Origin of the sequence: Corynebacterium sp. HMSC036E10, assembly GCF_001836265.1 — a bacterium.
Taxonomy (GTDB): Bacteria; Actinomycetota; Actinomycetes; order Mycobacteriales; family Mycobacteriaceae; genus Corynebacterium; species Corynebacterium coyleae.
On the sequence record NZ_KV827967.1, the window covers coordinates 12,900 to 39,850 of the forward strand.

Consider the following 26,951-nt stretch of genomic DNA (forward strand, 5'->3'; position numbering starts at 1 on the left):
TCAGAACCTTCGCCGTTACTGGCTCAATCTGCGGGGCTTACATGGAAAACAATAAGCGACACTTTTCCCCAACGCAAGCTCTAACTGCGTGAGGGTATTGACATTCAAATCAGTAACCCCTACCCGTAGGTATCCCGCGGGCCGCGGCCTTTGACATGCAGCGGCCCGTAGCGCCAACTTTTCGTCTTCGGTCCGTAGATGTGCAGTTTGGTCACCACGTCCGGCCCGACTTTCTCGGCGATGGCGCGCAGCACTTCGCGCTGCATGTACTTCATCTGGGTCGCCCACGCGGTGGAATCACAACTCACGTGCACTTCGTCGCCCTTGATCATCTCCACGTGCGTGTGCTGTGCGATCTTCTCCCCGACCAGGTCCTCCCAGTGCCCCATCACCCAGCCATGCGCCATCTTTTCGGTCCAGTCGCGTTTGCGCACTTCTTTGCCCAGCAGGTTGGCAAAGGAGGAGACTTTGTAACTCCTCGGCAGCGCGCGTCCGTCCAGGCCGGTGGGAATCCCCCGAACATCTGCTTGTCGACGACCCCCTTCCGGCAAGTCCAACCCCGGCACCGTGATGGTGCGGTGGTCGTCGATAAGCGTTGGTGTGTTGCGCCTTGGAATCACACTTGTGCCCTGCCGGGAGAGGTCCGGCAGGCGGCCGCCGCGTTTGCGGGCGGTGGCGCGCAGGTTGTCGAAGGTGGTTTTAATGAGATCGCTCAATCGAACTCACCCCATCCTCCATGGTCACGGCGTAGCGGGCGGTGACGGCGTCGTCGAGGTTGCCGGGCAGATCGTCGCCAACCGCAGCGGTAATCAGGACCTGCTCGGCCTCTTCGGCCACGTGAACGAGGCGCTCGCGGCGTTTGGCGTCGAGTTCGGCGAAGACGTCGTCGAGAATCAGCACCGGATCCTTGCCGTCGCTGGACAACAATTGGTATTCGGCCAGGTGCAGTGACAACGCATACGACCAGGTCTCCCCGTGCGAGGCGTAACCTTTCGCAGGGTTGTCGCCGAGCATGAGCGCCAGGTCGTCGCGGTGCGGGCCGACCAGCGTGATGCCCCGGTCGATCTCCTCCTTGCGGCGCCGCCCCAACTCCGTGAGCATCGCCGCCTCAAACACCGCAGGGTCCCGCGAGGGCCCGCCGGCGAGCTCCGTGACAGCTTTGTCCAGCGTAGAGCGGTATTCCACCGACGCCGGCCGCGATTCCGGCGCCACCGAGTGGTACGCCTCCGCGATCAGGGGCCCAAGCGTATCGACGAGCCCATGCCGCCCCGCCACCACCTGCGCCCCAAAATGTGCAAGCTGGCCGTCCCACACGTCGAGGGTGCTCAAGGCGCTGGCGCCGTCGTCGTCACCATAGCCCCTGCGAAGCGCCATGTTTGAGTGCTTGAGCAGTGCGTTTCGTTGGCGCAGCACCCGCTCATAATCCGCGCGGGCCCCGCCAAGACGCGGCGTGCGCAGCGCCGCCAGGTCGTCCAGGAAGCGACGCCGCTCCGCCGGCTCACCGTTGATCAGCCGCAGGTCCTCCGGCGAAAACATCACCGTGCTCAACACGCCCAGGATCTCCCGGGCGGACTTCAACTTCGTGCGGTTGATCTGCGCCTGGTTCGCCCCATGCGGCTTGATCAGCAGGTGGGTTGTGAGTTCGCGGCCGTCGTTGACCGTGGTGACCGAGACGCGCGCGTTCGGTCTGTTGGTGGCTACGAGGGGTGCGTCCGTAGATACGCGATGGCTCGACAACGTGGATGTGTAGTGCACAGCCTCCACAATGTTGGTCTTGCCATGGCCGTTGCGCCCGGCGATCACCGTCACCCCCGGCTCGAGCTTGAGATTCAACTCGGGCCACGAGCGGAAATCACGCAGATCAAGCTCGCGGACGTGCATACAGGCCGCCCGCGACTAACCCGGCAGGCGAACCGGCATCAGCAGGTACGTGAAGTACGTATCCGGGGTGGGGAACGTGCCGTTCTCGTCCGCCTCCGGCAGCTCCTCCGGCTCCGGGATCATGATCGCCGGACGCGACGGCTCCGTGAAGCCGAACACCACGCGGTTCGTGCCAATCACCGACAGGCCCTCGCGCAGGTAGCCGGCGTTGAAGGCGATGAGCAGTTCGTCGGCACCGGTGAAGGCGGCGTCGATGGTCTCCTCAGCCGCACCGGAATCCGCGCCGGAGGAAAACAGCGTGACCTGGCCTTCCTTGAAGTGCAGACGCAGCTGCGCGTTGCGGTCCGCGACCAGGCTGACACGACGGATCGACTCCATCAGCGGCGCAACCTCAACCGACGCGATCGACGTGTGCTCCTTCGGCAACAGCGGCTCCACATTCGGGAACTCCGCATCCAACATGCGAGTTGTGGTTTCGCGGTTTCCGGTGTGCAGGCCAAACAGGCCCTCGCCGCCAATGTTGTCCTCGGAACCGACAGCGATCTCCACCGGCTCGTCGATACTCGTGTCCAGCGTACGAGCGTTATCCAGCAGCGTCTTCGCCGGAACCAGCAGATCCGCCTTCACGTTCGCGCTCGCTGGCTCCCACGTCAGGTGACGCTGCGCCAGACGGAAACGGTCCGTGGCGGTAAGGGTGACATTCTCGCCGTCGATCTCCACATGGATACCCGTGAGCATCGGCAGCGTGTCATCACGACCTGCCGCCGCCGCGACCTGAGTGACAGCACCCGTGAGCGACGCCGGCGAAATGCGACCCGTGACCTGCGGCAAGTGAGGCAACTGCGGGTAATCATCCAAGGACATAATCGGCAGCTCAAAGCGTGCCGCAGCACCCTGCAGCACCAGCTTCTGACCATCCGTGGTCACCTCAACCGGCTTATTCGGCATGTTCGCCACGATGTCCGCCAGGAGCTTGCCCGCTACAGCGACACGACCCGGGTTAGACACCTCCGCGCCGATACGCACACGCGTGGACACCTCGTAGTCAAAGCCCGCGAATTCCAAACCATTGTCATCCGCAGTGATGACCACCGCGCGAAGCACCGGCTGCGTGTTCTTCGTCGGCAAACTGCGCGCAACCCACGCCGCGGCGTCAGAAAGGTCGTCCCGTTCGACGCGGAACGACACGTTGTTGTCACCGTTGATGTCAACCATGGCGGCGCAGACTCCTTGCACGTGGGTAGGGGCCGGATGTAATTACGCAACCACTCTAGGCGGGCACCCCGACACACGCCATTTCCGGGTGCCAGTTTTGTCATTCGCTCTTTGCCTCTCGACGCCTATCGACGGAGCCCCGGCGAGTTCTGCACACCCTCTCTTTCTCTTAGAAGAATTACAAGTAAATAGGTAGGAACAACAGTAAGTCCTGGGGAATCTGTGGATTACACCTTATCTGCGCCGGTCATCTCGGCGATCCGTCTTGTGATTCAGGGTGTGGATAACTTGTGGATAACTGCCCTTGCTTGTGGATAGATTTCTGTGCTTTTTGGAATTACACATTTTGTCCCGAGCTATCCACGGTTTGTCCACATTTCGCTCCCCAGCCGGTCAGCGGCCTTTTGTGACTAAGATCGCCTAATTACAACGGTGTAATTACACAGGTGTGGATAGGTCTGTGGATAGATCTGTGTTGGGTGGGTTTTGGCGTGGTTTTGGTGTGTTGTTGAGGCTCCCTGGCTGACACATTCCGCCAGAATCTGTCAGCCGTCGGCATCGCTGCTGGTCAGAAATGAACCCTGACAAATTTTGTGAAGTTTGTCAGGAAACGCCGTGCGGGAGGCGCGACAACCACAAAAAAGGGAGCCCACCGGAGTGGACTCCCCTATTAACTCAACCCCTACCGCGCGCGGGCCCGGTTCTTCACCAGTTGCGTGAGCTCCTGGATCTCGTCGTAGGTGCCACGGTTTTCTGTCATTTCCTTGCGGATCTTGCGGTCGGCGTACATGACGGTGGTGTGGTCTTTGCCGCCGAACTCGTCGCCGATCTTGGGCAGTGACAGGTCGGTGAGTTCGCGGCAGAGGTACATGGCGATCTGGCGGGCGTGCGCCACCTGACGGGTTTTACCTGCGCCGACGAGCTGCTCCATGGTGACTTCGAAGTATTCCGCGGCAGCTTCTTTGATGGTGGCGGCGTTGATGTTCACGTCGCCTTCGTCGGGAAGAATGTCGCGCAGTGCTACCTGAGCAACTTCCATGGTGATTGGCTCGTTGATCAGCGAAGAGTAGGCGGAGACGCGGATTAACGCGCCTTCGAGTTCGCGGATCGACGACTCAAACTGCGACGCGATGAGTTCGAGCACGGCGTGGTCGACTTGGGTGCCGTCGGCGGCAGCCTTCTTCATCAGAATGGCGATGCGGGTTTCTAGGTCTGGTGGCTGAACGTCGGTGATCAGGCCGCCTTCGAAGCGCGTACGCAGACGGTCTTCCAGCGTGGTCAGCTGCTTCGGCGGGCGGTCGGACGACAGGATGATCTGCTTGTTTGCCTGGTGCAGCGCGTTGAAGGTGTGGAAGAACTCTTCCTGGGTGCCTTCTTTGCCTTCGAGGAATTGGATGTCGTCGACCATCAGAATGTCGAGGTTGCGGTAGCGCCGTTTGAAGGATTCTTGGCGGTCGTCGCGCACGGAGTTGATGTAGTCGTTGGTGAATTCCTCGGACGAGACATATTTAATACGCAGGCCTGGCTGCAGGACGCGGGCGTAGTTGCCGGCGGCGTGCAGCAGGTGGGTTTTGCCGAGGCCGGAGCCGCCCCAGATGAAGAGGGGGTTGTAGGCCTTGGCGGGGTTTTCGGCGACGGCGACGGCGGCGCCGTTGGCGAAGCGGTTTGAGGAGCCGATGACGAAGTTCTCAAAGGTGTATTTCGGGTTGAGGCTGGCTTCGCGGTCGGGGTCGTGAGCTGGCTTTTCGCGCGGGATGCGGCGGTCCACGGTGGGATGAGCAGCTGCTTCTCGACGACGCCCCTCAACCTGAGCGGCATGCATCCGCGCCAGCTCGTCAAGGCCCATTGGGATTTGTTCGCCAGCGGCGGGCTGTTCTGCCTCGTACTCCCCCGCCACGGTTTGGGATTGGCCCCAGGAGTGCTGCTGGACCGGCGGCGTGGGCGGCTGCACCGGTTCGGGTTCGGGCTGTGGTTCAGGCTCGGGCTCGGGTGCGGCGACGGAAACGGCCAGGTTGTAGGGCAGTCCGGTGTGGGAGGTCAGCAGCGCGGTGATGTGCGGGGAAAGGGAGTCTTCGACCACGTTTTTGGCGGCTTGGTGTGGTGCGGAGAGGAGGGCGTAGCCGTCGACAAGCACGACTGGCTTCATGAGCCGCAGGTAGGCGCGCTGCTGCGGGGTGAGTGTGGGGACCGTGGACGAGGGTTGCTCGGAGAGTCTGAGGAGTTCGTCGACGATGCCACGCCAAAGATCCTCGAGGTGTTGATCCGCCAAGGTCCGCTCCAGTCTGTCAATTTCCTGTAATTCCAAATTCACCGCTTGATCCACAAGCGCTGAGGATGATCGGCTTGGCTCTCACCTGCCGATCCACAATGTTATCCACAGGTGTGGACAGCTTCGCATTCGGGAGTTGTCCACAGGTGCATTTTCTTCTGTGGATAACTGTGTGAATTACAGAAACCTGACCTGCCCTGCGGAAATGACCGTCGAACCGGGAAAGTCTCAACCATTACTTCACAGTTATCCACAGGGCTGTGCATGAACAGCCTGTGTGATTGTGGTGTTGAAACATTGTTACCCCGCCCGACCTCGCAGTGTCTAACGTTTTGTCATTCACCAAACTGTGGACAACTCCTGTCGTCGAACATGTGTCCCCATACTCACAGCTGCTCCGCAGGAAACTTCGGCGATTCGTTGCCCGACCTGCGAAAAAACACAAGCTTGTAATTACGGGGGCACCCGTTCGGGCCAGATGAGAAACCCGGAGTGTTGATTTGGCCGCGGCCGCAAATCTCGCGTAGTCTTATCCCCGTCTTCACGCCAGTTACCCCTGGCGTGCTTCACGAGAGCACCGCCCCCGCCGGGCACCGGGCCGCTTACCAAGGCGAGCCGGCGAAGGCGCTGCACGCGACTGCGCACCGATCCACTGGTGCCGAACCGCAATCTCGACGCACTCGTTTCAACTTTGGAACGGCTACTACCCCGGGAGGCTTTCACGAGCCGTCGGCCGTTCATGACCGCACAAGGAGTCCACCGTGTCTAAGCGGACTTTCCAGCCGAATAACCGTCGCCGCGCACGCAAGCACGGCTTCCGCGCTCGTATGCAGACCCGCGCCGGCCGCGCAATCGTTTCCGCGCGCCGCAAGAAGGGCCGCGCGAACCTTTCCGCGTAGTCTTACGCAACCATCGTGCTACCCCGCCCGCACAAACTCACTTCATCCGCCGACTTCAAAACGGCGATGAAGCAGGGAGTGCGCGCGGGGTCTCGCACATTAATGGTCCATGTCTACCCACGCCCGGACGAGGTCATCACAGGTGGCCCACGTTTCGGGCTTGTGGTGTCTAAGCAGGTCGGCAACGCCGTGACCCGCCATGCGGTGTCGCGGAAGTTGAGGCATGTGGTGGTGCAACGTGGGGTCGTCGATAAGCTGCCGCGCAATTACGACGTCGTCATTCGCGCCCTGCCGAAGTCTGCCACCGCAACCAGCGATGACCTCGCGCGCGACATGGAACGCGCCATCACCAAAGCGCTGAACCGCTGATGGCGTACTACAACTTCGCCGGCGGCGAAATCCCCGCCGCCCGCGGACCGGCCGCCAAAGCGCTGGTCGGGCTGATTCGCGGCTACCAAAAATACCTCTCACCCCTTAAAATGGGCGGGACCTGTCGTTTTCTGCCGGTATGCAGCGCGTATGGGCTCGAAGCTGTGTCTCGGCACGGCGCTCTACGTGGTGGGATGCTGGCGGCGGCCCGGATCTGCAAATGCGGACCCTGGCACCCGGGGGGCTACGACCCTGTCCCGGGCAGCATCGAATTGAGTGAGGAGTAACACCGAAACGTGCTGAATTTCATTTATTGGCCGATTTCCTGGGTGCTGAAGTTCTGGCACGAGGTTCTCGGCTTCATCCTTCCGAAGGATTCAGGTATTTCCTGGATCCTCGCCATCGTGCTGCTGACATGCACGGTGCGTCTGCTGCTGCTGAAGCCGATGGTGAACCAGATGCGGTCCACCCGCAAGATGCAGGAGATGCAACCGCGGATGCAGGAAATCCGCGAGAAGTACAAGGGCGACCAGCAAAAGATTGCGGAGGAGACGCAGAAGCTCTACCGCGAGATGGGTACCAACCCGCTGGCATCCTGCATCGTGCCGCTGGTGCAGATGCCGATTTTTATTGGCCTGCTCCACGTGCTGCGTTCCTTCAACCGCACCGGTGACGGCGGCGGCGTTGGTCTTGGTTTCACGGTTGAGCAGAACCGCAACACCGCCAACTACGCCTTCCCGCCGTCGGACGTGCAGTCCTTCCTGGACGCGGACTTCCTCGGTGTGCCGCTGTCGGCGTACATGTCGATGCCGGAGGAGATGTTCGCAGCCTTCGGTAACGCTGACCTGACGCGCGCGAACATCATCGCCGTCTGTGCCCCGCTGGTCGTGCTGTGTGCTGCGTTTACGCACTTCAACGCCCGCATCATGATCAACCGCCAGGCCGCCCGCAAGGCTGCCGGCAAGACCGCGAAGCCGCAGGGCGAGATGGCCGCGATGATGGAATCCCAGATGGGCATGATGAACAAGATGATGCTCTGGTTCTTCCCCATCATGATTCTGGCCACCGGTGTCATCTGGCACATCGGCCTGCTGTTCTACATGCTGACCAACAACGTGTGGACCTTCTTCCAGACCCGTTTCCTGAACAACAAGATGGACGCCGAGGAGGCTGCCGAGGAGGCCCGCAAGGTGGAGATGAAGCGCACCACCGCGCCTGCCCCGGGTGCCCGCAAGGTGGATCGCCGCACGAAGAAGCAGCGCAAGCAAGGCAACTAAGCATTTGCTTCTCGACGACGCCCCGGCCCCACCCGGGGCGTTTTTCATACCCATATATATGGTGTGGGGTCGTGTCGGAGAGCCGACTACAGTGTTCTGCATGTCGGATACCTCCCCTGCAGCCGCAGCCCAAGTTTTCGGAGATCGCCTCGCATTGGCCGAGGCGTACCATCAGTCGCTGGCCACCACCGCCGCCGAGCGTGGCTTCATCGGCCCCAAGGAAGTCGCGCGCCTTTGGGAGCGCCACATCCTGAACTGCGCGGTGATCTCGGAAGCGTTTGAGGAAGGGCTGAGGGTGGCGGACATCGGCTCCGGCGCCGGCCTGCCGGGAATCCCGCTGGCGATCGCTCGGCCGGACCTGAAGATCACGCTCATCGAGCCGCTGCTGAAGCGCTCCACCTACCTGCGCGAGATCACCGAGGAGCTCGGCCTGGACAACGTCACCGTCATCCGTGGCCGCGCCGAGGAGCAGCCGAAGGCATCCTTCGACGCCGTGACCTCCCGCGCCGTGGCACCCTTGGGCAAACTTGCCGGCTGGTCGCTTCCGCTGCTGCAGGGCGGTGGGGCCATGATCGCCATGAAGGGCGAATCCGTCGCCGAGGAGCTGGAACGCGACGCCAAGCTCATCGCCAAGGCTGGCGGTAAGGATCCCGAGATTCTCACCGTGGGTGCGACTACGCTTGAACAGCCAACCACCCTAATCCGCATCACCCGCAAGAAGAAGGGGGAATAAGTGGATCACTACGATGACACGCCTTTGATGGAGGAGGCGATGCGGGCGGCGAGGGTGTCGTCGAGAAGCGAAACGCTCCCGCGACCCGACCAACCCCGCGTGATCACCGTTGCCAACCAAAAAGGTGGCGTCGGCAAAACCACAACCAGCGTCAACCTCGCGGCGTCACTGAGCCGCCAGGGCATGAAAGTGCTGGTGATCGACCTGGATCCGCAAGGCAACGCCTCCACCGCGCTCGGCGCCGAACACACCTCCGGCACCACCTCTAGCTACGAAGTGCTCATCGGTGAGGCCGACGCCGCCGACGCCGTGCAGGCCCACGCCGACAACGAGAACCTGTTCTGCATCCCCGCCACCATCGACCTCGCCGGCGCGGAAATCGAGCTGGTGTCCATGGTGCGCCGCGAATACAGACTCCACGACGCCATCCGCCGCGGCTTTTTGGACGAGTATGGCTTCGACTACGTGTTCATCGACTGCCCACCATCCCTCGGGCTGCTGACCATCAACGCGATGACCGCCGTCGACGAAGTACTCATCCCCATCCAATGCGAGTACTACGCACTCGAAGGCGTGGGGCAGCTGCTGGGCAACATCAGCATGATCCGCGAACACCTCAACCACAACCTGCACATCTCCGCGATCCTGCTGACCATGTACGACGCCCGCACCCGCCTCGCGGCCGACGTCGCCGACGAGGTCCGCGGCCAATTCGGCCAAGTCGTGCTGAACAACGTCATCCCCCGCTCCGTGAAGGTCTCCGAAGCGCCGGGCTACGGCCAGACCGTCATCGACTACGACCCCGGCTCCCGCGGAGCACTCGCCTACTTCGACGCAGCCAAAGAACTCGCGCTGCGCGGCGACTACCAACCCCACCCCACCACCGGCCCAATTGGCGTGAGCCCGGAAGTCTCCGCCCAACTCGACAGCTCTTCCGAGGAGGACTAAACCATGGCAGAACGCAAAGGCGGCCTCGGCCGCGGACTGGCAGCACTGATCCCGTCGGCACCCGCAGACATTGACAAGAACGGCAAAACCCCCGGCATCGGCGGCAACGCCTCCGACGTGATCTTCGGCAAGCAGGACAAGGGCGCTGGTTCTGGTGCTGCGAAGAAGGGAGCGCCTAAGGGGGCGCCGAAGGGTGCGCCGCGGGCTGTGAAGGGCGCGCCGACCGTTACTGCGAAGCAGGACAACGTCATGCAGCCGGTGCCGGTGGGCGCCCGATACCAGGAAATCCCGATCGGCCAGATCATCCCGAACCCGAAGCAGCCACGCCAGGTCTTCGACGAGGATGAGCTCGCCGAACTGGTCCACTCCATCCGCGAGTTCGGCCTCCTCCAACCCATCGTCGTACGCGACACCCCCGAAGGCTTTGAACTCATCATGGGCGAGCGCCGTTGGCGCGCCTCCTCCAAGGCAGGCCTCAAGCACATCCCGGCGATCGTGCGCGAAACCTCCGACGAGGACATGCTCCGCGACGCACTGCTGGAAAACATCCACCGCGTGCAGTTGAATCCACTCGAAGAAGCTGCCGCCTACCAGCAACTTCTCGACGAGTTCGGCGTCACCCAAGAACAACTCGCCGACCGGCTCGGCCGCTCCCGCCCCGTGATCACCAACGCGATCCGCCTGCTCAAGCTGCCGGTTCCGGTGCAGCGCCGCGTCGCCGCCGGTGTGCTGTCCGCCGGCCACGCCCGTGCGCTTTTGGGCATCAAACTTGGCGACGACACCACCGACGCCCAGGCCCAACTCGCCGACCGCATCGTCGCCGAAGGCCTGTCCGTGCGCGCCACCGAAGAGGCCGTATCCATGATCAACGCAGGCGGCAAGGTGCCCGACAAGCCGAAGCGCCAACCTCTCCCCCAGCCGGAGTACCTCACCCAGGCCGCCGACTCGCTTGCCGACATCTGGGACACCAAAGTCTCCGTCACCATGGGCAAGCGCAAGGGCAAGATCGTCGTCGAGTTCGGCGACAAGGACGACTTCGAGCGCATCATGGGGCTCATCCAAGGCACCGACTAGGGGTTTTAGGCGGCTGGTTTGGGCGGTTGGTTTGGGTCGCCTGTGCGCCCGCGGTGTCCGCATGCCCGCTGTCGGCCTGCCACGCTGCCTAGCGGTGTCCGCCACCGGCAGCCGGTTCTGACAGATTCTGCCGGACTTTGTCAGGGTCGTGTCTGACCTGCACGTTTACCTGCGGCTGACAGATTCTGCCGCAATGTGTCAGTGACTGGGTGCCGGCCGACGGGCGACGGGCGACTGCTGCCGCGATAGAGGTCGCGATCGAGGCCGTTGCCGCTCCCCTCACCAAAAAAGTTCCACGGAAATCGGCAGATCGCGTTAGGTCCGGGAACTATTTTCGGCCCGCGACGGCGCGACCTGGGTGAATTGAACTATTTGGGCCCGGAAAGCCGAAATAGTTCCCAGGACGGGAACTATTTGGGTAAAAGAGGCCTGGGAGGGCGCGAGAGCCGGGAGGGCGGTTAGGCCTGCTCTTCGCGCAGGAGCTCCTTGAAGGAGTAGGTGCCTGTCGGGCGGGTGTCGTGGTCCAGCAGGTAGAGGCGCTTCACGGCGACGACGACGGCTTCGGCGATGGCGTCGCGCTGGGCGGGGTCGGTAAGTACGGCCAGGTCGCCCGGGTTGGTGAGGTAGCCGGCCACGAGCTCCACCGACGGCATGCGGGTCATCCGCAGCATCTCCCAGGTGCGGGCGTGGTTTCGGCAATTCTGCAGGTCAGTGCGGGCGGCGATCTCGCGCTGGATGTAACCGGACAGGGTTTCGCCGGTCATCGAGGAGCTGCCGTGCTCGGAGCCGAAGTAGAAGGTGGCAACGCCGTTGGCCTTCTCGTTTGGGTAGGAATCCAGACGCAGTGAGATCAGCAGGTCGGCGTTGAAGCCGTTGGCCAGGTCGGCGCGGTGCTTGTTGGACGGGTTGTCGCCGCGCGGGCGGGACAGGATGGTTTCCATGCCGGTGGCGACCATGCGGCCCTCGATGCGCTGGGCGAGGTCCCAGAGGATCTCCTCCTCCGTGATGGGACCATACGGGCCCTCCACAACCAGGCCCTTGTCGGAACCACCGAGGTCAGGGTCGATGACTACGCGCTTACCGGCGAGGTTCGGGCCGGCCTGGCGGACGGTTTCGCGCTCACGGATCGCCTGGGCGGAACCTCCGGTGATGCGGCGGCCAAGCAGGGACAATGCATGCAACGTGTCGGGGCCGCAGACACCGTCGTCCTCCAAACCGGAGTTCAACTGGTAGTTCATCAACGCTTCGTAGGTCGCGGGGCCGAAGCGGCCGTCGATGCGGTTGGCGTAGAAGCCGAGCTCGTGAAGCTGTGTCTGCAGCTGACCCACGTCGTCGCCGACCATTTCTTGGCCCGGCTGGTAGCTCAGCACGCGTGCGCCCAACGTGTAGGAGGCTTCGCGCAGCTCGCGAAGCGTCAGGTCGTCGATGGAGCCAGACGGCAAAATGCCGCGAGATTGTTGGAAGGCTTTGAGGGCTTCGGCGAGGGTGTCGTCGAAAAGCATCTCGCTTTCGGTGAAGCGACGCGTGCTATCGATTTCGCCTTCGTATCCGTCGAGGAGACCGAGGCGGGCCAGCGACAACCGAACCTCGGCAACCCGCGTGCTGGAGTCGCCAACGTGCAGCAAGTCTTGCACTAAGCACCTAACTTTCCCGGTCGAAAAAACAAAACCAACTACAACAGCTTACGCGTCGAGCTGCGCCTGGATCTTAGCGACGATCTCCGACTTCGGACGCAGACCCACAAACTCATCGACGCGCTTACCGTCCTTGAACAGCAGCACGGTCGGAATGGACATGACCTGGAACATTGCGCCCAGGGTGCGCTCGTTGTCCACGTTGACCTTGGCTACCTTAACCTGGCCTGCCATCTCCGACGCGATCTCATCGAGCAACGGGGAGAGTTTGCGGCACGGGCCGCACCACTCTGCCCAGAAGTCCACGAGAACCGGGGTGTCGGACTCGATGACCTCGCTCTTGAAGGTGGCCTGGGTGACATCTACTGGTGCGCTCATGGCCGTTAGTTTACAGCTCCGCGAGATAGTGCTGTGCGTCCAACGCGGCACGGCAGCCCGAACCAGCCGCCGTGATGGCCTGACGGTAGGTCTTGTCCACCAGGTCACCGCAGGCGAACACGCCGGCGACGCTGGTGCGTGTCGACGGATCCTCCACCGAAACGTAACCGCCCTCGTCTACAGCAACCTGGCCCTCGAGGAACCCGGAGCGCGGGTCGTGGCCGATAGCGACGAACAACGCGGAGGCATCCAGGACGGACTCTTCGCCGGTTTCCACGTTGCGTACGTTCAACCCGCCGACCTTGCCGTCTGCCTCAACGACGGACTCGACGACGGTGTTGGTGACAAACTCGATCTTCTCGTTCTGCTTCGCGCGCTCCAGCATGATGGCGGAGGCACGGAAGTTCTCCGAACGGTGGATCAGCGAAACCTTGTAGCCAAACTTGGTCAGGAAGGTTGCTTCCTCCATTGCGGAGTCGCCACCACCGACGACGGCGATGTGCTGATCCTTGAAGAAGAAACCGTCGCAGGTCGCGCAGGTGGACACGCCACGGCCGGTCAGTTCGGCCTCGCCCGGGATGCCCAGGTGGCGTGGGGCTGCACCGGTGGCAAGGATGACGGCGCGGGCGGGGAACTCCTCGTCGTCCACGAACACTTTCTTAATCTCGCCGGAGAAGTCCACGCGGTCTACCAGTTCAGGGCGCAGGTCTGCACCAAACTTTTCGGCCTGCTCGCGCATGTTGCCCATCAGGTCTGGGCCGAGCACGCCCTCGGGGAAGCCGGGGAAGTTCTCCACGTCGGTGGTGTTCATGAGTTCGCCGCCGAACTCGTAACCCTCGAATACGAGGGGCTTGAGCTCGGCGCGAGCGGCGTAGAGCGCGGCGGTGTAGCCGGCCGGTCCGGAGCCGATGATGATCACATCGTGGATGGTGTCTACATCGGTGCGGGCGGTGGCGGGTTCCGTTGCGGAATCGCCGCTTTCGTCGGTCTGCGGGGTAACGAAATTGAATCCGGAGAAGTTCATATCGGTGAGTCTAGCTGCTTGTTAACCTCTCCCCGATTGCTGCAGCTACTGCCTCCCGGGCACGGTATCTCCGGGACTTCACGGTGCCCGGTTTCACGCCTAATTCGTGGGCGGCGTGCTCGACGGACATGCCTGCGACATCGATCAGCCACAGTGCCTTACGCTGCCCCGACGGCAACACGTTGAGCGCCTGGCGCATCGCGATGGTGCGTTCCATGGCCTCCATGGGGTTGTAGGCGAGGTATTTGTTCATGTCGCTGCTGACGGCCACGGCGTCGTCGTCAAGACTCGCCTGTGCGCCCGCGCGCGTGAACTTGCGTTGGTGGTCGATGGCGGCGTTGATGGTCATGCGGTGCAGCCACGTGGATAGCTTCGCTTCCCCGCGGTAGGTGTGCAGGCTGCGTGCCGCCTTGAAAAACGCGTCCTGGACGATGTCTTGCGCATCCTGGTCGTTGCGCGTGTAGTTGCGGGCCACGTAGTACATGGCTTTGTGGTGGCGTTTGACGATCTGCCTGAACGCTCGTCGGTCTCCGTCGAGGTATTGGGCGACTAGAGCCCGGTCATTGCGGTAATCCATGATTCCCCCCAGAAAAGTGTTGACCCCCAGTGTGCACGACCCCTCCCCGGAAGGGAAGGGGTCAATTGCACAATCTATTGGACATCCACATGCCCTGCCAACGAAACTTCCGAAATTTCGAGCGGTTTCTGTTCCGCCGGGGTGAAGGAGATGATCACCTCGGTCAGCGCGCCGGTGTAGTCCACATCGGCACTGATCTGGCCGGTGCGCACCGTGCCCTCCGACAGCACCACAGGCGCTTGACCACCCGCGGGCACGCCGGAGATGGTGAAGGTTGCGCCGGTTGCGCCGGAGGCGTCGATAAGCACTTGCTCGAGGTCGAACGGCTGACCGTTGCTTTGCTTGACGACGAGATCCCCTCCGACCTCCCACTTCGTGGCCCGATCACCGTCAACGGCGGCGTGAGCATCAGAGCCGGAAGAGCCAGCAGAGTCAGCAACAGCCTCCAGCGGTGCGATGAGCACGGGCACGCGTGGGGCGGGCGCCACGGAGGATGTCGCGACGGCTTCCTCTTCTTCCTCCCCGGAGACGATGTCCACCAGGTAGGTCGTCAGCACACCGATCGCCACTGCGGCAGCCACGGCCATCAGGGTGACCAGCGCGATTGTCAGCGGCTTGGTGCGGCCGCTGCCGAAGCCACCGTGGATCACGTCCGGGTCCTCCACGTGCTCGGGCACGGGCTCGACGGACTCGGGCACCTCGACGACGGGGATGGTGTCGGTCGGGGTGTCGTCTTCCTCGCTGTGGCGGCGCGAACCCGGCAGGTTGGCTGCTTCCTTCAGGGCGGTGGCGATTTCGCGGAAGGCGGCTTGGTCGACAGCGTCGGCGTCGACAAGCGCTCGCGTGCGTGCGGTGATCTCGGCGAGGTCGTCGGAGGTGACGTTGGAGGTCAGCAACTCCAGGGCGGCGGCGAACGCCTCGGCGTCGGTCGGCTTCGTCGCATCCGGCAGGACGGCCGGGAATGCGAGGCGCACGATGCCGTCTGTATCAATGCGCAACTGCTGGCGGTTGTCCAGACCCAGCGGCACGCCGGCCTCGTGCGCGGTGGCCAGCGCAGCAGCCAGCGGCACGAGTGCATTGGCGACGGCCTCCGTGTGCAGCGTCTGGCCCGACTCCGCAACAGCCTTCACCGAGGAGCCCTCGATCCAGTCGGACACCACGACGGCGCCGGAGCGGAACGACAGGATCTCCACGTGGTCCGGCAGCGCCGGCAGGTGCATGTTGACCAGCTGGCGGGTACGGCGCGCGATGCCCGCGGCCTGCAGGGCGGCCTCGCGCGGGGTGGCGGGCGCCATGGGGGCGGCACCGGTGGTGTCCACGAACGTCAGGGCGACGTTGCGGCCGGTGGCAATCTCGCGGGCCTGCCAGAAGCGTGCGCTGGAGGACGCGCCGTGGTCACGGATGAGGCGGAACCGGCCGTCGGACACGGACGCACCGGGCACGAGGCGTGGGCCGCGGACGACACCGGCGGACATCGGCGGCGGTACCGGGGAGGCGTTGAAGGTGTCGGCGGCGAGGAACTGGTTGGACATTTCGCGCGGGTCGACCTGGCCCACTTCGAGGCCGCGGTCGGCGTCGGCGGTGATGAACCGGCCCAGGCCCGGGATGCGGCCCACGGCGGAGCCCAGGTTCTGCACCTCAGGCAGGCCGGAGCGCGACAGCACGACGCCGGTGACGATGAGGAACAGCACGCCGAGCAATGCGATCTCGATCAGCGATCCCAGCGACGGCGCACCGATCATGCGCCCAAGGGCTTCCGGGAGGTGGAGGCCGGCGACGTCGCGAAGCAACCAGCGCACGCCGAACACCGCGGCAACACCGACGGCGGACGCACCGATGGCCCACAGGGACGTGCGTAGCACCTCACGGAACTGCAGGGTGCCAAGCTTGCGGCGCAGTAGCAGCGCACCGATGATCGCGCCGGCCACGAAGCCGAACCCGTTCGCGGCGCCCAGCAGGATGACCACGTGGCCCGGCTCGCTGGCGATGGTCGGCGCCAGCATGGACAGCGCAATTTTGGTGCCGGTGATGCCGGCGATGATGAAGGTTGGCGTCCAGGCTTCCTCGCGCGCGTAGAACACACGCAGGTGCAGCATGACCAGCGCGTACGGGATGAGCGTGAACGCGGCGGCGCTGATGGTCAGGCCGAGGGTGTAGGCGGCTTCGTCGCTAAATGAGCCGTAGGCGAACAGGGCGCTGGCGATGTCGGGGCCGAGCGCCGTCATGAACACGATGATCGGCAGCAGGGCGATAAACGTCAGTTTGGTGCCCATGGTCAGGTCGTGCACGACAGCCTTGTCGTCGCCGTCGGCGGCGTTGCGCGACAGGCGCGGCATGATTGCGGTCAGCAGGGTCACGCCGATGATGCCGTATGGCATCTGCAGCAGCATCCAGTGCTGTTGGTAGATGAACTGTGCCGCCGGGTCCGCCGCGAACGCGATGCGGGTGGTGATCACGTAGCCCAGCTGGCTGATCGCCACGTAGGTGATGATGGCCAGGGCCATGCCGCCGAACTGCTTGAGGCGCTCGTCGATACCCCACAGCGGTCGCAGGTCGATGCCCAGTTTGCGCAGTGCGGGCAGCATGATCAGGCACTGCACCACCACGCCCGCGGTGGTGCCCAGGCCAAGCAGCATGACGTGCGGATTGCTTATCGACGACGGCGCCGCCGGATTCAACGTCCCCGGCAACGCCATATACGCCACCAGCACGGCGATGGAGACGACGTTGTTCGCCACCGGCGCCCACGCGCCTGGCCGGAAGTGTTCCTTCGTGTTCAGGATTGCCATGAACAGGGAGAACATGCCGTAGAAGAAGATCTGCGGCAGCAGCAGGTAGGCAAAGGATGTGGTTTGGACGAGGTTGCCTGTGGAGTCCTCGTCCAGCATCATCTCCGTCAGCCACGGCGCGCCGACGACGGCGAGCAGCGTGACCACCGTCATCAGTGTCAGCGTGAGCGTGAACAGGCGACGGATGAAGGCGGCGCCGTGGTCGGCGTCCTCTTTCTCCGCGCGGACGAGCACCGGCACGACCAGTGCGGTGAGCACCGATCCGAGCACGATCTCGGTGATCAGGTTCGGCAGCGTGTTGGCGGTGTTGAACGCGGAGGCGACAACCTCGCCGAGCGCCGCACCGATGAGCACGGTGCGGATGAAGCCGGTGATGCGCGAGATCAGCGTGGCAATTGCCATGGAGCCGGTGGCGCGGACAACCTTTTCGCCCTCGCTGGGTTCGGTGTCCTCGGCAGGCTCAGCGGGCTCGGCGACCGCAACGCTTGTCGCGGCTGTGGCGACTGCGGCGGCGTCGTCAGCCGTCGGTGGCGGGGCGATGGTCTCGCCCTTGGGGCTGGTGGTCAGCAGGGACTTGTCCGGCAGGCCGGTTGCCGCCGGGGTGGGCGGCTTCGGCTCGCGCGGGGCCGGTACTGGCGCCGGGGGTGCCGGGGCGACGATGCGGCGGCGCAGGCCAGCCTCGGGCTGGCTGTTGTCCTGTGCTGTCACGGCTGTCTCCGTTCACGTGGGTTGCTGGGTGGTGGGCGTTTGGTTGGGCGCCTGTTCGGCGGCGCTTTCCTGCGGGTGATGAGCAGGAGCGCCAGCATCGCGGCGATCAGCGCGCCGGCGAGCGCCCACCCGCCGAGTTGGAGCCCGGCGGTGCGCACGGAGATGTCCACCGGGCGCGAGATCGGTTGGGCCGAGGCACCCGCGAGGTAAAGCTGCAGGTCGGTGCCGCGGTTGTTGTCGGGCAGGTCGGCGGTCATCTGGACGGTGACGGAGCCGCGTGCGGGGATTTTCAGCGTCCCCGGCACGTTCAGTTTCGCGCCGTCGGGCCCCCAGTAGCGGATCTGGGTTTGCACCGGCAGCGGCATTCCGTTTTGGGCGACGATGAGCAGTGGGCTTGACGACGACGCCCTGGTGTACACGTTCCCCGGCGGGATTAACGTCACGGAATCGCGCAGATCGTTCAGCGTTGCCCGGCTGGCGGCGAGGCGGTCGCCGGTGGCGCGCACGGCGTCGTCGTAAAGCGAAAGTGCCCTGCGTCCGTTGGTGCTGAGTGCGACGAGCATGTCGCGGCGCAGCGGCAGGGTGAATCCGTAGCGGGTCAGCGCGATGGCCGGGTCGGGGGCCATGAGCGCGGTGATGTCGTTGATGAAGCTGTTTTGCTGCGTGACCTGCAGGATTTCCGCGTCGGTGTAGGCGGCGGGGTCCCCGAATGTGCCGGCGTCGTCGGCGGGTGGGACCTCTGGCGGGGCGGCGAGGTAGTCGCCGAATGAGACTGGGCGCGACGTGCCGTCGGCGATTAGGCCAGCGATTGTGCCAAGGAACACCGCGGCGGTTTTCGCGTCCCACGTCGCCGGCGGGTTGACCATCACAGGCTGCGTCGGTGCGTCGCCCTCACGCGTGGTGGCGTTCTGGGCGGCAAGCCGCATCGCGGCGGCGGCGTTGTTGTCGCGCGCGGTCTTGGAGTCCATGGTGTAGTCGAACCGCAGGCTCGGGTTGGTGTAACCAGGCGTTTCGGGGTGCTCCCCCGTCGCCGCTAGCACCGCGGCCAGCGAATCCTGGTACCCGACCTCCATCACGCCGGCAGTGTTCCACGTGAAACGTTGCGCATCCGCAGGCTTTGCGACGAGCACCTGCACCGGCACCTCCGGCACCGGCGCCGCCGCGCCCGAGAAGTCTGCGAGCTCCGCGCGTTCGAGCGCGCTCTGGTGGGAGTTGGCTTCGGCGTCGGGCGCGCTGTCAGCTTGGGCCGCCTCCCACGCGGCGTGCATCCCGCCGTCGAACACCGTGGAGCGGGTGTGGTCCGCCCAGCCAAGCGCCGGCCCGGCGCCCGCCTCGATGTAGCCGGTGCCGGCGACCACCGTATTGATCGTGCCTGCCGTGCCCAGCACCCGCTGCAGCACAAACGGTCCGCGCTCGACGGCCTCGCGCATCAGCCACGGATCACCCGTACGCGCCACTGCGTTGAGGTCCGCGTTCGCCCACGGCAGCGCCACGGTGCAGCCGGTCGCGGCGATCTCGCGCACTTTGTCCAGCCACGCCTTCGCGTCCTCGGCCCCGGAACCTGGGGTGCGGTGCGTGTCGTCGTTCGAACCCCAGCTGTCGCGCAGACGCTTCGGTTCCTCCACCACGGCGGGGCGCGAATCACTGACGGTGTAGCCGCCGGTCATGCGGTCCACCGTGTCCACCAGCGCCGGGTCGAGCGCCATGCAGGTGGCGTAGCCAACCTCAGGGGTTTCCACTGCCTTGCGGTACTGCTCCACCAGGGTGTCCAAGCGCCCGCCGGGCGCGAGTTGTTCCGCCAGTGCGTCGCTCTGCAGCACCAGCGGCGGGTCCTCGGGGGCCTCGCCGGTCTCTCCCGGCACGATATTCACCGGAGCGGAGACCGGGTACAGGGCGGTCAGCCCGCCCGGTTCGACGTCGTCGGCCGACCCGCGCACGGCCAAGTGGAAGCGGTCGGTGTCCAGGGTGGCGCTGGTGTCGTCGATAAGTTGCAGCATCATCGGGTACGCGCCGATGCCGCCGGGCGCGGTCATCTGCAGCGACAGCTCAGCGCTTTCGCCGGGGCGCAGCCGGGTATCCACGACCACCTCGTCGCCCACAACGCTGTACTCCCCCACCCCGGCGACGGCGGCCACGCGCTGCTCGGAGACGGAGCCCACCGGCGCGGCGCGACGCGTGAGCACCTTCAGGCCCTCGAGGGTTGTGTCAGTTTGATTGGTCACGCGAAGTTTCACGTGAAACGGATCGTGCGCGGAGACGACCGCGGGGGCGTCGATAAGCGACACGCGCGCGAGCTGGCCCTCACCCGGGCGCACCGCCGGGTTGACCCACTGCTCCGCAACCTCAGGGTTCTTCGGGCTGATTGGCACCGCAGGCACCGCGCGAGCCGGGGTCGCTGACGGGACCGCCAGCGCCACCGCAACCGCGGCCGCAGCTAGACGGGAAATCGGCCGAATCATCGCGGGGTAGACCTTCCGGCGGCGACTTCCTTCCGAGCCAGCTCAGGCATCCGGTCAAACGCGATACGCGCCAGTTTGCGCTCGTCGGCATACGCAAGGTGCTCCATCAACTCGCTCATGGGCACCCAGGCCACTTCGGTGACCTCCGGGTCTTCGTCGTTAAACACGCCGTCCACAAACCGCAGCAGGTTGTGGTGCACCGTCTTGTGGATCCGTACTCCGTCGGACACAAACCAGTAATCAATGGTGCCCAGGGTGTCGAAGGCCTCGCCGGTAATACCGGTCTCCTCCCAGACCTCACGCTCTGCGGTGCGCCACTGGTGCTCGCCATCCTCGACGTGGCCCTTCGGCATCGACCACAACAACCGCCCACGGCGATCCAGCCGGCCAATCAGCGCGACGTAGATGCGGCTCATGTCTACCTTGCCGTCCGGGCCGACAGCCTCCGCCATACCGGAGACCACCAGACCACCGGCCGAGGTCTCGTCGCGCACCTCCATCGAAGAGTCGTGCTGGCGGTTGTACTGCGAATGACGGCGATGCTGGTTGCGGTTTCGGTTCCGCTGATTCCCGCGCCCGCCCCTCCGGCGGTTGTTCGGGTTACGGCGACGGTGTTGCTTCTTCTTCGGCTTGTCGCCGCCTTCTGATTGGTTCTTGTCTTGGCCCTGCTGGTTTTTATTCTGGCCGCCGCGGCGCTTCCGCGGACGACGCCGCCCGCCGGATCCCCCCTTACCGCTGGGGGGACCCGGTACAGGCCGCGTGTTGTCACTCATTCGTGCCATGCTATCCGGCTTCAGGCCGGTTGTGGTACTCCACGCGCGGGGGTGGCGGGTATCGTGTCCAAGGTGACAAAGCTTTTCGACATGCCCGATCCGAACGACCCACTTGCCCCCGCCGCGTTGATGGCCCGAGCGCAGGGGGTCGTCGAGAAGCAATCTGCCCTGCTGGAGCCGCTTGCCCGACTCTTCGCCGAGCGCGGCGAGTCCTTATATATTGTTGGCGGTTCCGTCCGCGACGCCATGCTGGGCCGCGGGGTGCACGATTTGGACTTCACTACCTCCGCCCGACCTGCGGTTATCCAGGAAATTCTCGCGGAGTGGGGCGAGAAAGTGTGGGACACCGGCATCGAGTTCGGCACCGTCTCCGCGATCCGGCACGGCGAAACCGTGGAAATTACGACGTTCCGCTCCGATCTTTACGACGGCGTCACCCGCAACCCCGAAGTCACCTTCGGCGACACCCTCGAAGGCGACCTCGTGCGCCGCGACTTCGCCTGCAACGCGATGGCCATCGAGCTCTCGCTTGTCGACGACCACCTCGCCCCCACCTTCCACGACCCCGTCAACGGCCTTGCCGACCTGGTCGTGGGCGTGCTGGACACCCCGCAGGAGCCGGAGGTGTCGTTCCGCGATGACCCGCTGCGCATGCTGCGCGCCGCCCGCTTCGTCTCCCAACTGGGCTTTACGGTGGCCGACCGCGTCTTCGATGCGATGCGCGACATGGCAAGCGAGATCGAGCGCATCACCGCCGAGCGCGTCCAGGCCGAACTGGACAAACTCATGTGCGGTGCGCGCCCCTGGGACGGCATTGACCTGCTCGTGGCCACCGGTGTTGCCGAGTACATCCTGCCCGAGATCCCCGCCCTGCAACTCGAGACCGACGAGCACATGCAGCACAAGGACGTCTACCGCCACTCCCTGACCGTGCTGCGCCAGGCCACCGAACTTGAAGACGCGGACGAAGGCCCTGACCTGAAGCTGCGCTGGGCGGCGCTCATGCACGACATCGGCAAACCCGCCACTCGCGCGCCGAAGGAAGGCGGCGGCGTGACCTTCTACCACCACGAAGTGGTCGGCGCGAAGATGACCCGCAAGCGCCTCAAGGCCCTGAAGTACCCGAAGCACGTCATTTCCGACGTGGGCCAGCTCGTGTTCTTGCACATGCGCTTCCACGGCTTCGGCGAGGGGCAGTGGACCGATTCGGCCGTGCGCCGCTACGTCACCGACGCCGGCGAATTGCTGCCTAAGCTTCACAAACTCGTTCGTGCGGATTGCACCACCCGCAACCCCAGGAAGGCCGCGCGCCTCCAGCGCACCTACGACCACCTGGAGGAGCGCATCGCCGACATCGCCGCCAAGGAGGACCTCGCTCGCGTGCGCCCGGACCTGGATGGCAACGAGATCATGGAGATCCTCGGCCTCAAACCGGGCCCGGAGGTTGGCAAGGCGTGGAAGTATCTGAAGGAACTGCGCCTCGAGCGTGGCGAGCTCGACCACGACGAGGCCGTCGCCGAACTCAAAACCTGGTGGGAGAACGAGAATGCCTGAGTACTTCTACGCCGATCGCCTCTTCAACGCCCTGGAGCGCACTGATCCCGAGCCGGGCATGTTGCTCGTCGCCGCTCCCGGCATGTACTCCCCCGAGTTCGCCCGCACCGTGGTGCTCATCATCGAGCAGAGCGCGGAGCGCACCCTCGGCGTCGTGTTAAACCGCCGCAGCGAGACCGCGCTTGCCAACGTGATCCCTGCGTGGGCCGACCTCGCCGCCAAGCCCCAGGCTGTGCACATTGGCGGGCCCGTCCGCCCCGAGGCCGCAGTGTGCCTCGGCGTCACCTCCCCCGGCGTGGACATCGACGCCAACCCGTACTTCCAGCGCATGGCCAACCGCCTCGTGCTGCTCAACCTCAACGTTGAACCGGAGCTTGTCTCCGCCGACATCGACGGTGTTCGCATCTTCGCCGGCTACGCCGAGTGGGAGCCGGGCCAACTCGACGACGAGATCCTGCGTGGCGACTGGTTCGTCGCCCCCGCACTGCCCTCCGACGTGATCGCTCCGGCGGGTGCGGATTTGTGGGGGGACGTGATGCGTCGCCAAGCAATGCCCTTGCCTCTGTTCGCCACCTTCCCGGCGAATCTGGAGGACAACTAATTGGGTGTTTCACGTGAAACAAAGCGGCAGATCCGCCTCGGCCTGAAGGACTCATGGCTCGTCTGCCTCGGTTTGGTGCCGCTCGGGCTGGCGTTCGGGTTGCTGGTTACGCAAGCCGGTTTCACATGGTGGTGGGCTCCGATCTTCTCCATGATCATCTATTCCGGCTCGATGGAATTCCTCGCCATCGGCATGGTGACCAGCGGGTTTGGCATCTTCTCCTCCGCGCTGACCGCATTCATGGTGAACTTCCGCCACATCTTCTACGGCCTCACCTTCCCCCGCGACGTCGCGCGCCCGGGCCTGCCGCGCCTGTACCTCACCTACGGCGTGACCGATGAGCTCTACGCGCTGACGTCCACGCTCGTCGCTAATGGCGCGCGCCTGACTCATGCCCGCCTGATGGCCAGCGCGATGCTGATCAACGCGTCGTGGATCCTGCCGGGCATCATCGGCGCACTCGTGGGCAACCTCATCCCGGAGGACATCGAAGGCTTCGAGTTTGCCCTCACCGCCCTATTTGCGGTCCTCGCCTACGAGGCATTCCAAAGCAGCAAGGACCTCTCCGCCCCACTCATCGCGGGTGCGCTGGCCGTGGTCGCGGCGTTCATCTTCCCCGACCAGATGATCATCATCGGCCTGCTCGCCTACTTCGGCGTGCTGTTGCTGCGGTTCTGGGCACCGCGTATCGACGACCTCCTCACCTGGCAGGTGAAATAAATGAGCACCCTCGGACTCCCCGACGGCGTCACCCTCGGCATGGCCGCCGCCGTGATCATCCCGGCCGGCATCGTGACGTTCCTGCTGCGCGCCCTGCCCTTCGCGCTCACGCGGTACCTCAAGGGCAGCCCGTTCATCGACTTCCTTGCCGTCCTCATGCCCGTCGGCGTGATGACCGTCCTGGTCGTGTACACCATCGCCGGCGAAGCCGGAAACCCCGGCCGCTTCTGGTCCGCCCTCGCGGCTTTGGTGCTCACGTTCGCTCTCCACGCCTGGCGACGGCGCGCCGACCTCTCCATCTTCGCCGGCACCGCCGTGTACATGCTGCTGGTGAACCTGGTGGTGTGAGGGGTTCGCCCGTTTTGTTGTTAACGGGTGTCATGCTTAACTGACTAGGCTCAGATATCTGACAGCTCATATTCAGTTTCGGGTAAGGAGACCCCAATGAAGCGCCGTATTGTTGCAGCCTCCGTGGCAGCCACCACCGCCCTGTCGCTCGCTGTTGTTCCAACACAGTTCGCCCACGCGCAAACATCCTCCATCGCGTACTTTAATTGCGTCGCCACACTCAACGACCTTGATGAGAAGCGTGCTGAGGCGCCGACAGATGATGTAGACAAGTTTGCAAAAGATTTCTACGAGAGCATTGTTGATAATTTTGTCGAAGAGCTTGATGTCAAAGGCTCGTCTAACGAAGGCACGTGCATGAATGTGCTGCTGCACCCAAAGAATGCATATCGCCCTGGAACCATCGCGTTTTTGGTTCTGGCTCCGATTGCGGTCCTAGCTCTGCTGTACACCGCAGCAGGCAAGATCCCGGGTGTTGAGCTTCCCTCGCTTTCTAGCCTTCCCCTCTAGATCAAATGAGTCTCTGGCTGTGCGGCTGAGGATTCACTTTGCCCAGGTCACGCTACTATTGAGATGATCCGAGGGCTGTTGTGGTCGCCCTTCTCCAATTTGACTTCTGCAACGAATGTGAAGTTCTGTTTTAATGCGTGTGTCAAGTCAATTGACAGAAGTAATCCGCCTCACAGTAGGAGTGTCCTATGAAGCGCACTACAGTAGCAGTTTTGGCAGCGACTACCGCACTGTCGCTCGCCACCGTCCCGGCACACGGTATTACCGTCGACGAAGCCCGCGCCCAGGACGAAGCGCGTAATGCAAAAGAAGTCGAGAAGCTAATCAAGAAGTGGGACGAAAATGGCTACGGAGCCATGCCTAACACCTATGAGGCTGGCTACATGGCTGGTGGCTCGGTGAAGGCTGGGTCTTCGGGTGAGCAGGCATACGGAGCTACTCAGGCCGGCTGGGTTGCCACCTGGATTGCAGTATCTGCCGCGGGTTTGGGCTTGATCGCATTCGCTGCGAAGCAGGCGGGTGTCCTGCCACCACAGATCGCGGGACAGCTCCCGTTCTAAACCGCATCGGTTCTTGCACGTGACTCCTCTCCCTTGCGGAGGGGAGTTTTTCTCTGCCCGAGCCATGCTTAGTCGTCGAACCCTCCCCCGCTTTCTGCCCAGGTCTGCGCGTTGTCGCGGCGCCGTGGCAGGGAATAGTTGTCCGAGACGTAGCGGGTGCCGTCTTGGTAGATGAAGTGCACGTCGCTGCCGTCCTTGACGGTTTCGAGGTAGCCATCGGTAACCAAGGAGTGGCAGGCGGAACAGAGTGGCAGCAGGTTTTCTAGATCGGTCATGCCGCCCTCGGACCACTCTTTGATGTGGTGGATCTCGATGAACCGCGAGTGCGTGCAGCCGGGCGCGGCACATTGCCCACCCCACATGGTGAGCAGAGCATTGACCTGTCCCGGCGTGGCGAAGCGGGAAGAGCGGCCGGTGTTGATGATCAGGCCGTCGTCGTCGACAGTAGAAACGCGCAGGTCAGCATTCGCGATCAATCCAACCAGTGCCTCGGAGCGTGCGCCGACGTTGTTGGGCATGTAGGCGCGGCCGTCCTTAGTCACCAGTACGTTGACATGTGCGCCTGGCGTTGTCAGTGTGCTCTTGGGCTGGCTGCGGGTCATGTGCACCATGCCCATGAAGGCCTGCAGCAGCATCCGACCGATCGGCATGCCGTAGCCGGACGCGGTCTTACGTGCCTTCTTTGCGGGTTCGACGGCGTCGGCTTTCTGCAGCATGTCCCTAATAGAGAGCTCGGCGACCCGACCGTCTTCGTGGCGCAATGCATCCTCGAGCATTTCCTCCATCTCGTAGTAGGCGATCTCCCCGAGTTTCAGCGCGGCGATGAACGCGGCGCCATCCGAGGCGTTGAGCACCCCGTGGAGGGCAATCTCGCCGTTATCGCGGGTGTGTACGCGCAGGTAGTGGTCCGGCTTCTCGCTATCACCATTCCCTGGTTTGTCGTATCCACTGAGTGCGATTTCGAGTTCGTGGTAGCCGAGTTCCAGGGCCATGTCGACAAGTTGGCGCTCTACCGCCGGGGTTAGGTAGCGCAGCAGTAAGCGAACCACGGAGTAGCTGATCTTGCCTGCAGAGAACTGCTGCTGAAGGTACAGGAACTCGCCGAGGCGGCAGCCGACGTGAACATATTCGTGCGCTGTGGAGATCGAGATCCCCAGGCGACGCGTCAGAAACTGCGCCGTGGTCCGTGCCCCCATCTGCGGTGCGAAACCGCCCTCCTCAAACGCGCGTATCGACGACAACAGCTCCGCCTTACAACGCGTCATGCTTCTGTGCGACTGCTCGATTGCATCCGTAAGCAACTCCGCAAACGCACTAGGTTCAGTGCACTTCTCCTCCACTGCCGTTGTCATTGTGGTCCCCCTTAAGGCCGTATGTATGTTCGATAAAGCAAAGCATACAACCCGCCACGACACGGCTGTGACCTGCAAAAACAACGTTTTCTATGTGCGCTATAAAACGCACTAAAACCGAACGAAAAAACTCCGCATTGCGGACAATTCCGACCACCCCAATCGTTGGGTCGGGCCAACTAATTCGGGCGCGTGGGGTCGTCGTCAAGCATCCGCAACTCCGCATTGCGGACAAGTGGGGACGCACCAACTAATTCCGAAAATGAGGAGAACCTTCATTGGTAGTCGGCTTAACTCTG

25 protein-coding genes are annotated in these 26,951 nt (G+C 63.7%); 13 read left to right on the forward strand and 12 right to left on the reverse strand.

The genetic code is table 11. The features are described from left to right. Positions 1 to 119: 119 nt before the first annotated feature. The 4 genes from HMPREF2736_RS03275 to dnaA all read right to left on the reverse strand — a co-directional run bounded on the left by HMPREF2736_RS03275 (position 120) and on the right by dnaA (position 5,365). Entirely contained in the window at positions 120 to 716 is a 597-nt protein-coding gene (locus HMPREF2736_RS03275) for a DciA family protein (RefSeq protein WP_070828878.1), read from the reverse strand. Beyond that, a complete protein-coding gene (gene recF, locus HMPREF2736_RS03280; RefSeq protein WP_070828879.1) occupies positions 700 to 1,881 on the reverse strand; it encodes a DNA replication/repair protein RecF in 1,182 nt (393 codons plus the stop codon). Before recF ends, HMPREF2736_RS03275 begins: the two co-directional genes overlap by 17 nt. Positions 1,882 to 1,896: 15 nt before the next feature. Next, the gene (gene dnaN / locus HMPREF2736_RS03285; RefSeq protein ID WP_070421914.1) at positions 1,897 to 3,096 is read right to left on the reverse strand and encodes a DNA polymerase III subunit beta; all 1,200 of its coding nucleotides are present in this window, start codon (positions 3,094 to 3,096) and stop codon (positions 1,897 to 1,899) included. A gap of 682 nt (positions 3,097 to 3,778) precedes the next feature. Then, a complete protein-coding gene (gene dnaA, locus HMPREF2736_RS03290; protein WP_070421913.1) occupies positions 3,779 to 5,365 on the reverse strand; it encodes a chromosomal replication initiator protein DnaA in 1,587 nt (528 codons plus the stop codon). 761 nt (positions 5,366 to 6,126) lie between these two features. Between dnaA and rpmH the strand changes: the two genes are divergently transcribed. From rpmH to HMPREF2736_RS03325, 7 genes are all read left to right on the forward strand, one after another. Next, a complete protein-coding gene (gene rpmH / locus HMPREF2736_RS03295; protein ID WP_070421912.1) occupies positions 6,127 to 6,264 on the forward strand; it encodes a 50S ribosomal protein L34 in 138 nt (45 codons plus the stop codon). A gap of 15 nt (positions 6,265 to 6,279) precedes the next feature. Further along, on the forward strand, positions 6,280 to 6,633 hold the full coding sequence (rnpA, locus tag HMPREF2736_RS03300) for a ribonuclease P protein component (protein WP_070828880.1): 354 nt from the start codon (positions 6,280 to 6,282) through the stop codon (positions 6,631 to 6,633). Then, positions 6,633 to 6,920 carry a membrane protein insertion efficiency factor YidD gene (gene yidD / locus HMPREF2736_RS03305; protein ID WP_070421910.1) on the forward strand — a complete coding sequence of 96 codons (288 nt, stop codon included), beginning with the start codon at positions 6,633 to 6,635 and terminating at the stop codon, positions 6,918 to 6,920. Before rnpA ends, yidD begins: the two co-directional genes overlap by 1 nt. A 9-nt stretch (positions 6,921 to 6,929) precedes the next feature. Continuing rightward, positions 6,930 to 7,910 (forward strand): membrane protein insertase YidC, encoded by a 981-nt coding sequence (yidC, locus tag HMPREF2736_RS03310; protein ID WP_070449834.1) that lies wholly within the window; start codon positions 6,930 to 6,932, stop codon positions 7,908 to 7,910. 100 nt (positions 7,911 to 8,010) lie between these two features. Then, the gene (gene rsmG, locus HMPREF2736_RS03315; protein WP_371326403.1) at positions 8,011 to 8,643 is read left to right on the forward strand and encodes a 16S rRNA (guanine(527)-N(7))-methyltransferase RsmG; all 633 of its coding nucleotides are present in this window, start codon (positions 8,011 to 8,013) and stop codon (positions 8,641 to 8,643) included. Positions 8,644 to 8,670: 27 nt separating this feature from the next. After that, positions 8,671 to 9,591, forward strand: coding sequence for a ParA family protein (locus HMPREF2736_RS03320; RefSeq protein WP_141761584.1), 921 nt, complete (start codon positions 8,671 to 8,673; stop codon positions 9,589 to 9,591). A gap of 3 nt (positions 9,592 to 9,594) precedes the next feature. Further along, positions 9,595 to 10,665: a ParB/RepB/Spo0J family partition protein gene (locus tag HMPREF2736_RS03325; protein ID WP_070613771.1), complete on the forward strand. Its 1,071-nt coding sequence runs from the start codon at positions 9,595 to 9,597 to the stop codon at positions 10,663 to 10,665. A 458-nt stretch (positions 10,666 to 11,123) separates the two neighbouring features. Here HMPREF2736_RS03325 and HMPREF2736_RS03330 read toward each other — a convergent pair whose 3' ends face one another. The 7 genes from HMPREF2736_RS03330 to HMPREF2736_RS12615 form a co-directional block, all read right to left on the reverse strand. After that, entirely contained in the window at positions 11,124 to 12,299 is a 1,176-nt protein-coding gene (locus tag HMPREF2736_RS03330; RefSeq protein ID WP_070613769.1) for an N-acetylmuramoyl-L-alanine amidase, read from the reverse strand. A 48-nt stretch (positions 12,300 to 12,347) separates the two neighbouring features. Beyond that, positions 12,348 to 12,677, reverse strand: coding sequence for a thioredoxin (gene trxA / locus HMPREF2736_RS03335; RefSeq protein ID WP_070421904.1), 330 nt, complete (start codon positions 12,675 to 12,677; stop codon positions 12,348 to 12,350). A 10-nt stretch (positions 12,678 to 12,687) separates the two neighbouring features. Continuing rightward, entirely contained in the window at positions 12,688 to 13,701 is a 1,014-nt protein-coding gene (gene trxB / locus HMPREF2736_RS03340; RefSeq protein WP_083322962.1) for a thioredoxin-disulfide reductase, read from the reverse strand. A gap of 10 nt (positions 13,702 to 13,711) precedes the next feature. Continuing rightward, a complete protein-coding gene (locus HMPREF2736_RS03345; RefSeq protein WP_070421903.1) occupies positions 13,712 to 14,278 on the reverse strand; it encodes an RNA polymerase sigma factor in 567 nt (188 codons plus the stop codon). 74 nt (positions 14,279 to 14,352) lie between these two features. Next, positions 14,353 to 17,775 carry a murein biosynthesis integral membrane protein MurJ gene (gene murJ, locus HMPREF2736_RS03350; RefSeq protein WP_070828883.1) on the reverse strand — a complete coding sequence of 1,141 codons (3,423 nt, stop codon included), beginning with the start codon at positions 17,773 to 17,775 and terminating at the stop codon, positions 14,353 to 14,355. Continuing rightward, positions 17,772 to 20,234, reverse strand: coding sequence for a DUF6049 family protein (locus tag HMPREF2736_RS03355; RefSeq protein WP_070828884.1), 2,463 nt, complete (start codon positions 20,232 to 20,234; stop codon positions 17,772 to 17,774). The genes murJ and HMPREF2736_RS03355 overlap by 4 nt, the downstream gene beginning before the upstream one ends. Then, entirely contained in the window at positions 20,231 to 21,007 is a 777-nt protein-coding gene (locus tag HMPREF2736_RS12615) for an NUDIX hydrolase (protein WP_083284711.1), read from the reverse strand. Before HMPREF2736_RS12615 ends, HMPREF2736_RS03355 begins: the two co-directional genes overlap by 4 nt. Before the next feature lie 129 nt (positions 21,008 to 21,136). Here HMPREF2736_RS12615 and HMPREF2736_RS03365 point away from each other — a divergent pair, with 129 nt between their 5' ends. The 6 genes from HMPREF2736_RS03365 (at position 21,137) to HMPREF2736_RS03390 (ending at position 25,300) form a co-directional block, all read left to right on the forward strand. Continuing rightward, positions 21,137 to 22,561 (forward strand): CCA tRNA nucleotidyltransferase, encoded by a 1,425-nt coding sequence (locus HMPREF2736_RS03365; protein WP_246822045.1) that lies wholly within the window; start codon positions 21,137 to 21,139, stop codon positions 22,559 to 22,561. After that, positions 22,554 to 23,162 (forward strand): YqgE/AlgH family protein, encoded by a 609-nt coding sequence (locus tag HMPREF2736_RS03370; RefSeq protein ID WP_070568254.1) that lies wholly within the window; start codon positions 22,554 to 22,556, stop codon positions 23,160 to 23,162. The genes HMPREF2736_RS03365 and HMPREF2736_RS03370 overlap by 8 nt, the downstream gene beginning before the upstream one ends. Further along, complete coding sequence (locus HMPREF2736_RS03375; RefSeq protein WP_070828885.1) at positions 23,163 to 23,882, forward strand: AzlC family ABC transporter permease; 720 nt, start codon at positions 23,163 to 23,165, stop codon at positions 23,880 to 23,882. Beyond that, positions 23,883 to 24,230: a branched-chain amino acid transporter permease gene (locus HMPREF2736_RS03380; RefSeq protein ID WP_070828886.1), complete on the forward strand. Its 348-nt coding sequence runs from the start codon at positions 23,883 to 23,885 to the stop codon at positions 24,228 to 24,230. 96 nt (positions 24,231 to 24,326) lie between these two features. Then, positions 24,327 to 24,740, forward strand: a complete 414-nt coding sequence (locus tag HMPREF2736_RS03385) for a hypothetical protein (protein ID WP_070828887.1) — start codon at positions 24,327 to 24,329, stop codon at positions 24,738 to 24,740. Between the two features lie 188 nt (positions 24,741 to 24,928). Beyond that, the gene (locus tag HMPREF2736_RS03390; RefSeq protein ID WP_070613758.1) at positions 24,929 to 25,300 is read left to right on the forward strand and encodes a hypothetical protein; all 372 of its coding nucleotides are present in this window, start codon (positions 24,929 to 24,931) and stop codon (positions 25,298 to 25,300) included. A 68-nt stretch (positions 25,301 to 25,368) separates the two neighbouring features. Here HMPREF2736_RS03390 and HMPREF2736_RS03395 read toward each other — a convergent pair whose 3' ends face one another. After that, on the reverse strand, positions 25,369 to 26,652 hold the full coding sequence (locus tag HMPREF2736_RS03395; protein WP_070613757.1) for an HNH endonuclease signature motif containing protein: 1,284 nt from the start codon (positions 26,650 to 26,652) through the stop codon (positions 25,369 to 25,371). Positions 26,653 to 26,951 lie beyond the last annotated feature (299 nt).

Bases quoted from the DNA above. Each gene is read 5' to 3' on its own strand.
- rsmG (WP_371326403.1), top strand. From the start codon at position 8,011: ATGTCGGATACCTCCCCTGCAGCCGCAGCCCAAGTTTTCGGAGATCGC.
- HMPREF2736_RS03380 (WP_070828886.1), top strand. From the start codon at position 23,883: ATGAGCACCCTCGGACTCCCCGACGGCGTCACCCTCGGCATGGCCGCC.
- HMPREF2736_RS12615 (WP_083284711.1), bottom strand. From the start codon at position 21,007: ATGAGTGACAACACGCGGCCTGTACCGGGTCCCCCCAGCGGTAAGGGG.
- dnaN (WP_070421914.1), bottom strand. From the start codon at position 3,096: ATGGTTGACATCAACGGTGACAACAACGTGTCGTTCCGCGTCGAACGG.
- recF (WP_070828879.1), bottom strand. From the start codon at position 1,881: ATGCACGTCCGCGAGCTTGATCTGCGTGATTTCCGCTCGTGGCCCGAG.
- HMPREF2736_RS03345 (WP_070421903.1), bottom strand. From the start codon at position 14,278: ATGGATTACCGCAATGACCGGGCTCTAGTCGCCCAATACCTCGACGGA.
- HMPREF2736_RS03385 (WP_070828887.1), top strand. From the start codon at position 24,327: ATGAAGCGCCGTATTGTTGCAGCCTCCGTGGCAGCCACCACCGCCCTG.
- HMPREF2736_RS03390 (WP_070613758.1), top strand. From the start codon at position 24,929: ATGAAGCGCACTACAGTAGCAGTTTTGGCAGCGACTACCGCACTGTCG.
- yidD (WP_070421910.1), top strand. From the start codon at position 6,633: ATGGCGTACTACAACTTCGCCGGCGGCGAAATCCCCGCCGCCCGCGGA.
- HMPREF2736_RS03365 (WP_246822045.1), top strand. From the start codon at position 21,137: ATGGCCCGAGCGCAGGGGGTCGTCGAGAAGCAATCTGCCCTGCTGGAG.
- HMPREF2736_RS03325 (WP_070613771.1), top strand. From the start codon at position 9,595: ATGGCAGAACGCAAAGGCGGCCTCGGCCGCGGACTGGCAGCACTGATC.
- trxB (WP_083322962.1), bottom strand. From the start codon at position 13,701: ATGAACTTCTCCGGATTCAATTTCGTTACCCCGCAGACCGACGAAAGC.
- HMPREF2736_RS03370 (WP_070568254.1), top strand. From the start codon at position 22,554: ATGCCTGAGTACTTCTACGCCGATCGCCTCTTCAACGCCCTGGAGCGC.
- HMPREF2736_RS03395 (WP_070613757.1), bottom strand. From the start codon at position 26,652: ATGACAACGGCAGTGGAGGAGAAGTGCACTGAACCTAGTGCGTTTGCG.
- HMPREF2736_RS03320 (WP_141761584.1), top strand. From the start codon at position 8,671: ATGGAGGAGGCGATGCGGGCGGCGAGGGTGTCGTCGAGAAGCGAAACG.
- HMPREF2736_RS03355 (WP_070828884.1), bottom strand. From the start codon at position 20,234: ATGATTCGGCCGATTTCCCGTCTAGCTGCGGCCGCGGTTGCGGTGGCG.
- trxA (WP_070421904.1), bottom strand. From the start codon at position 12,677: ATGAGCGCACCAGTAGATGTCACCCAGGCCACCTTCAAGAGCGAGGTC.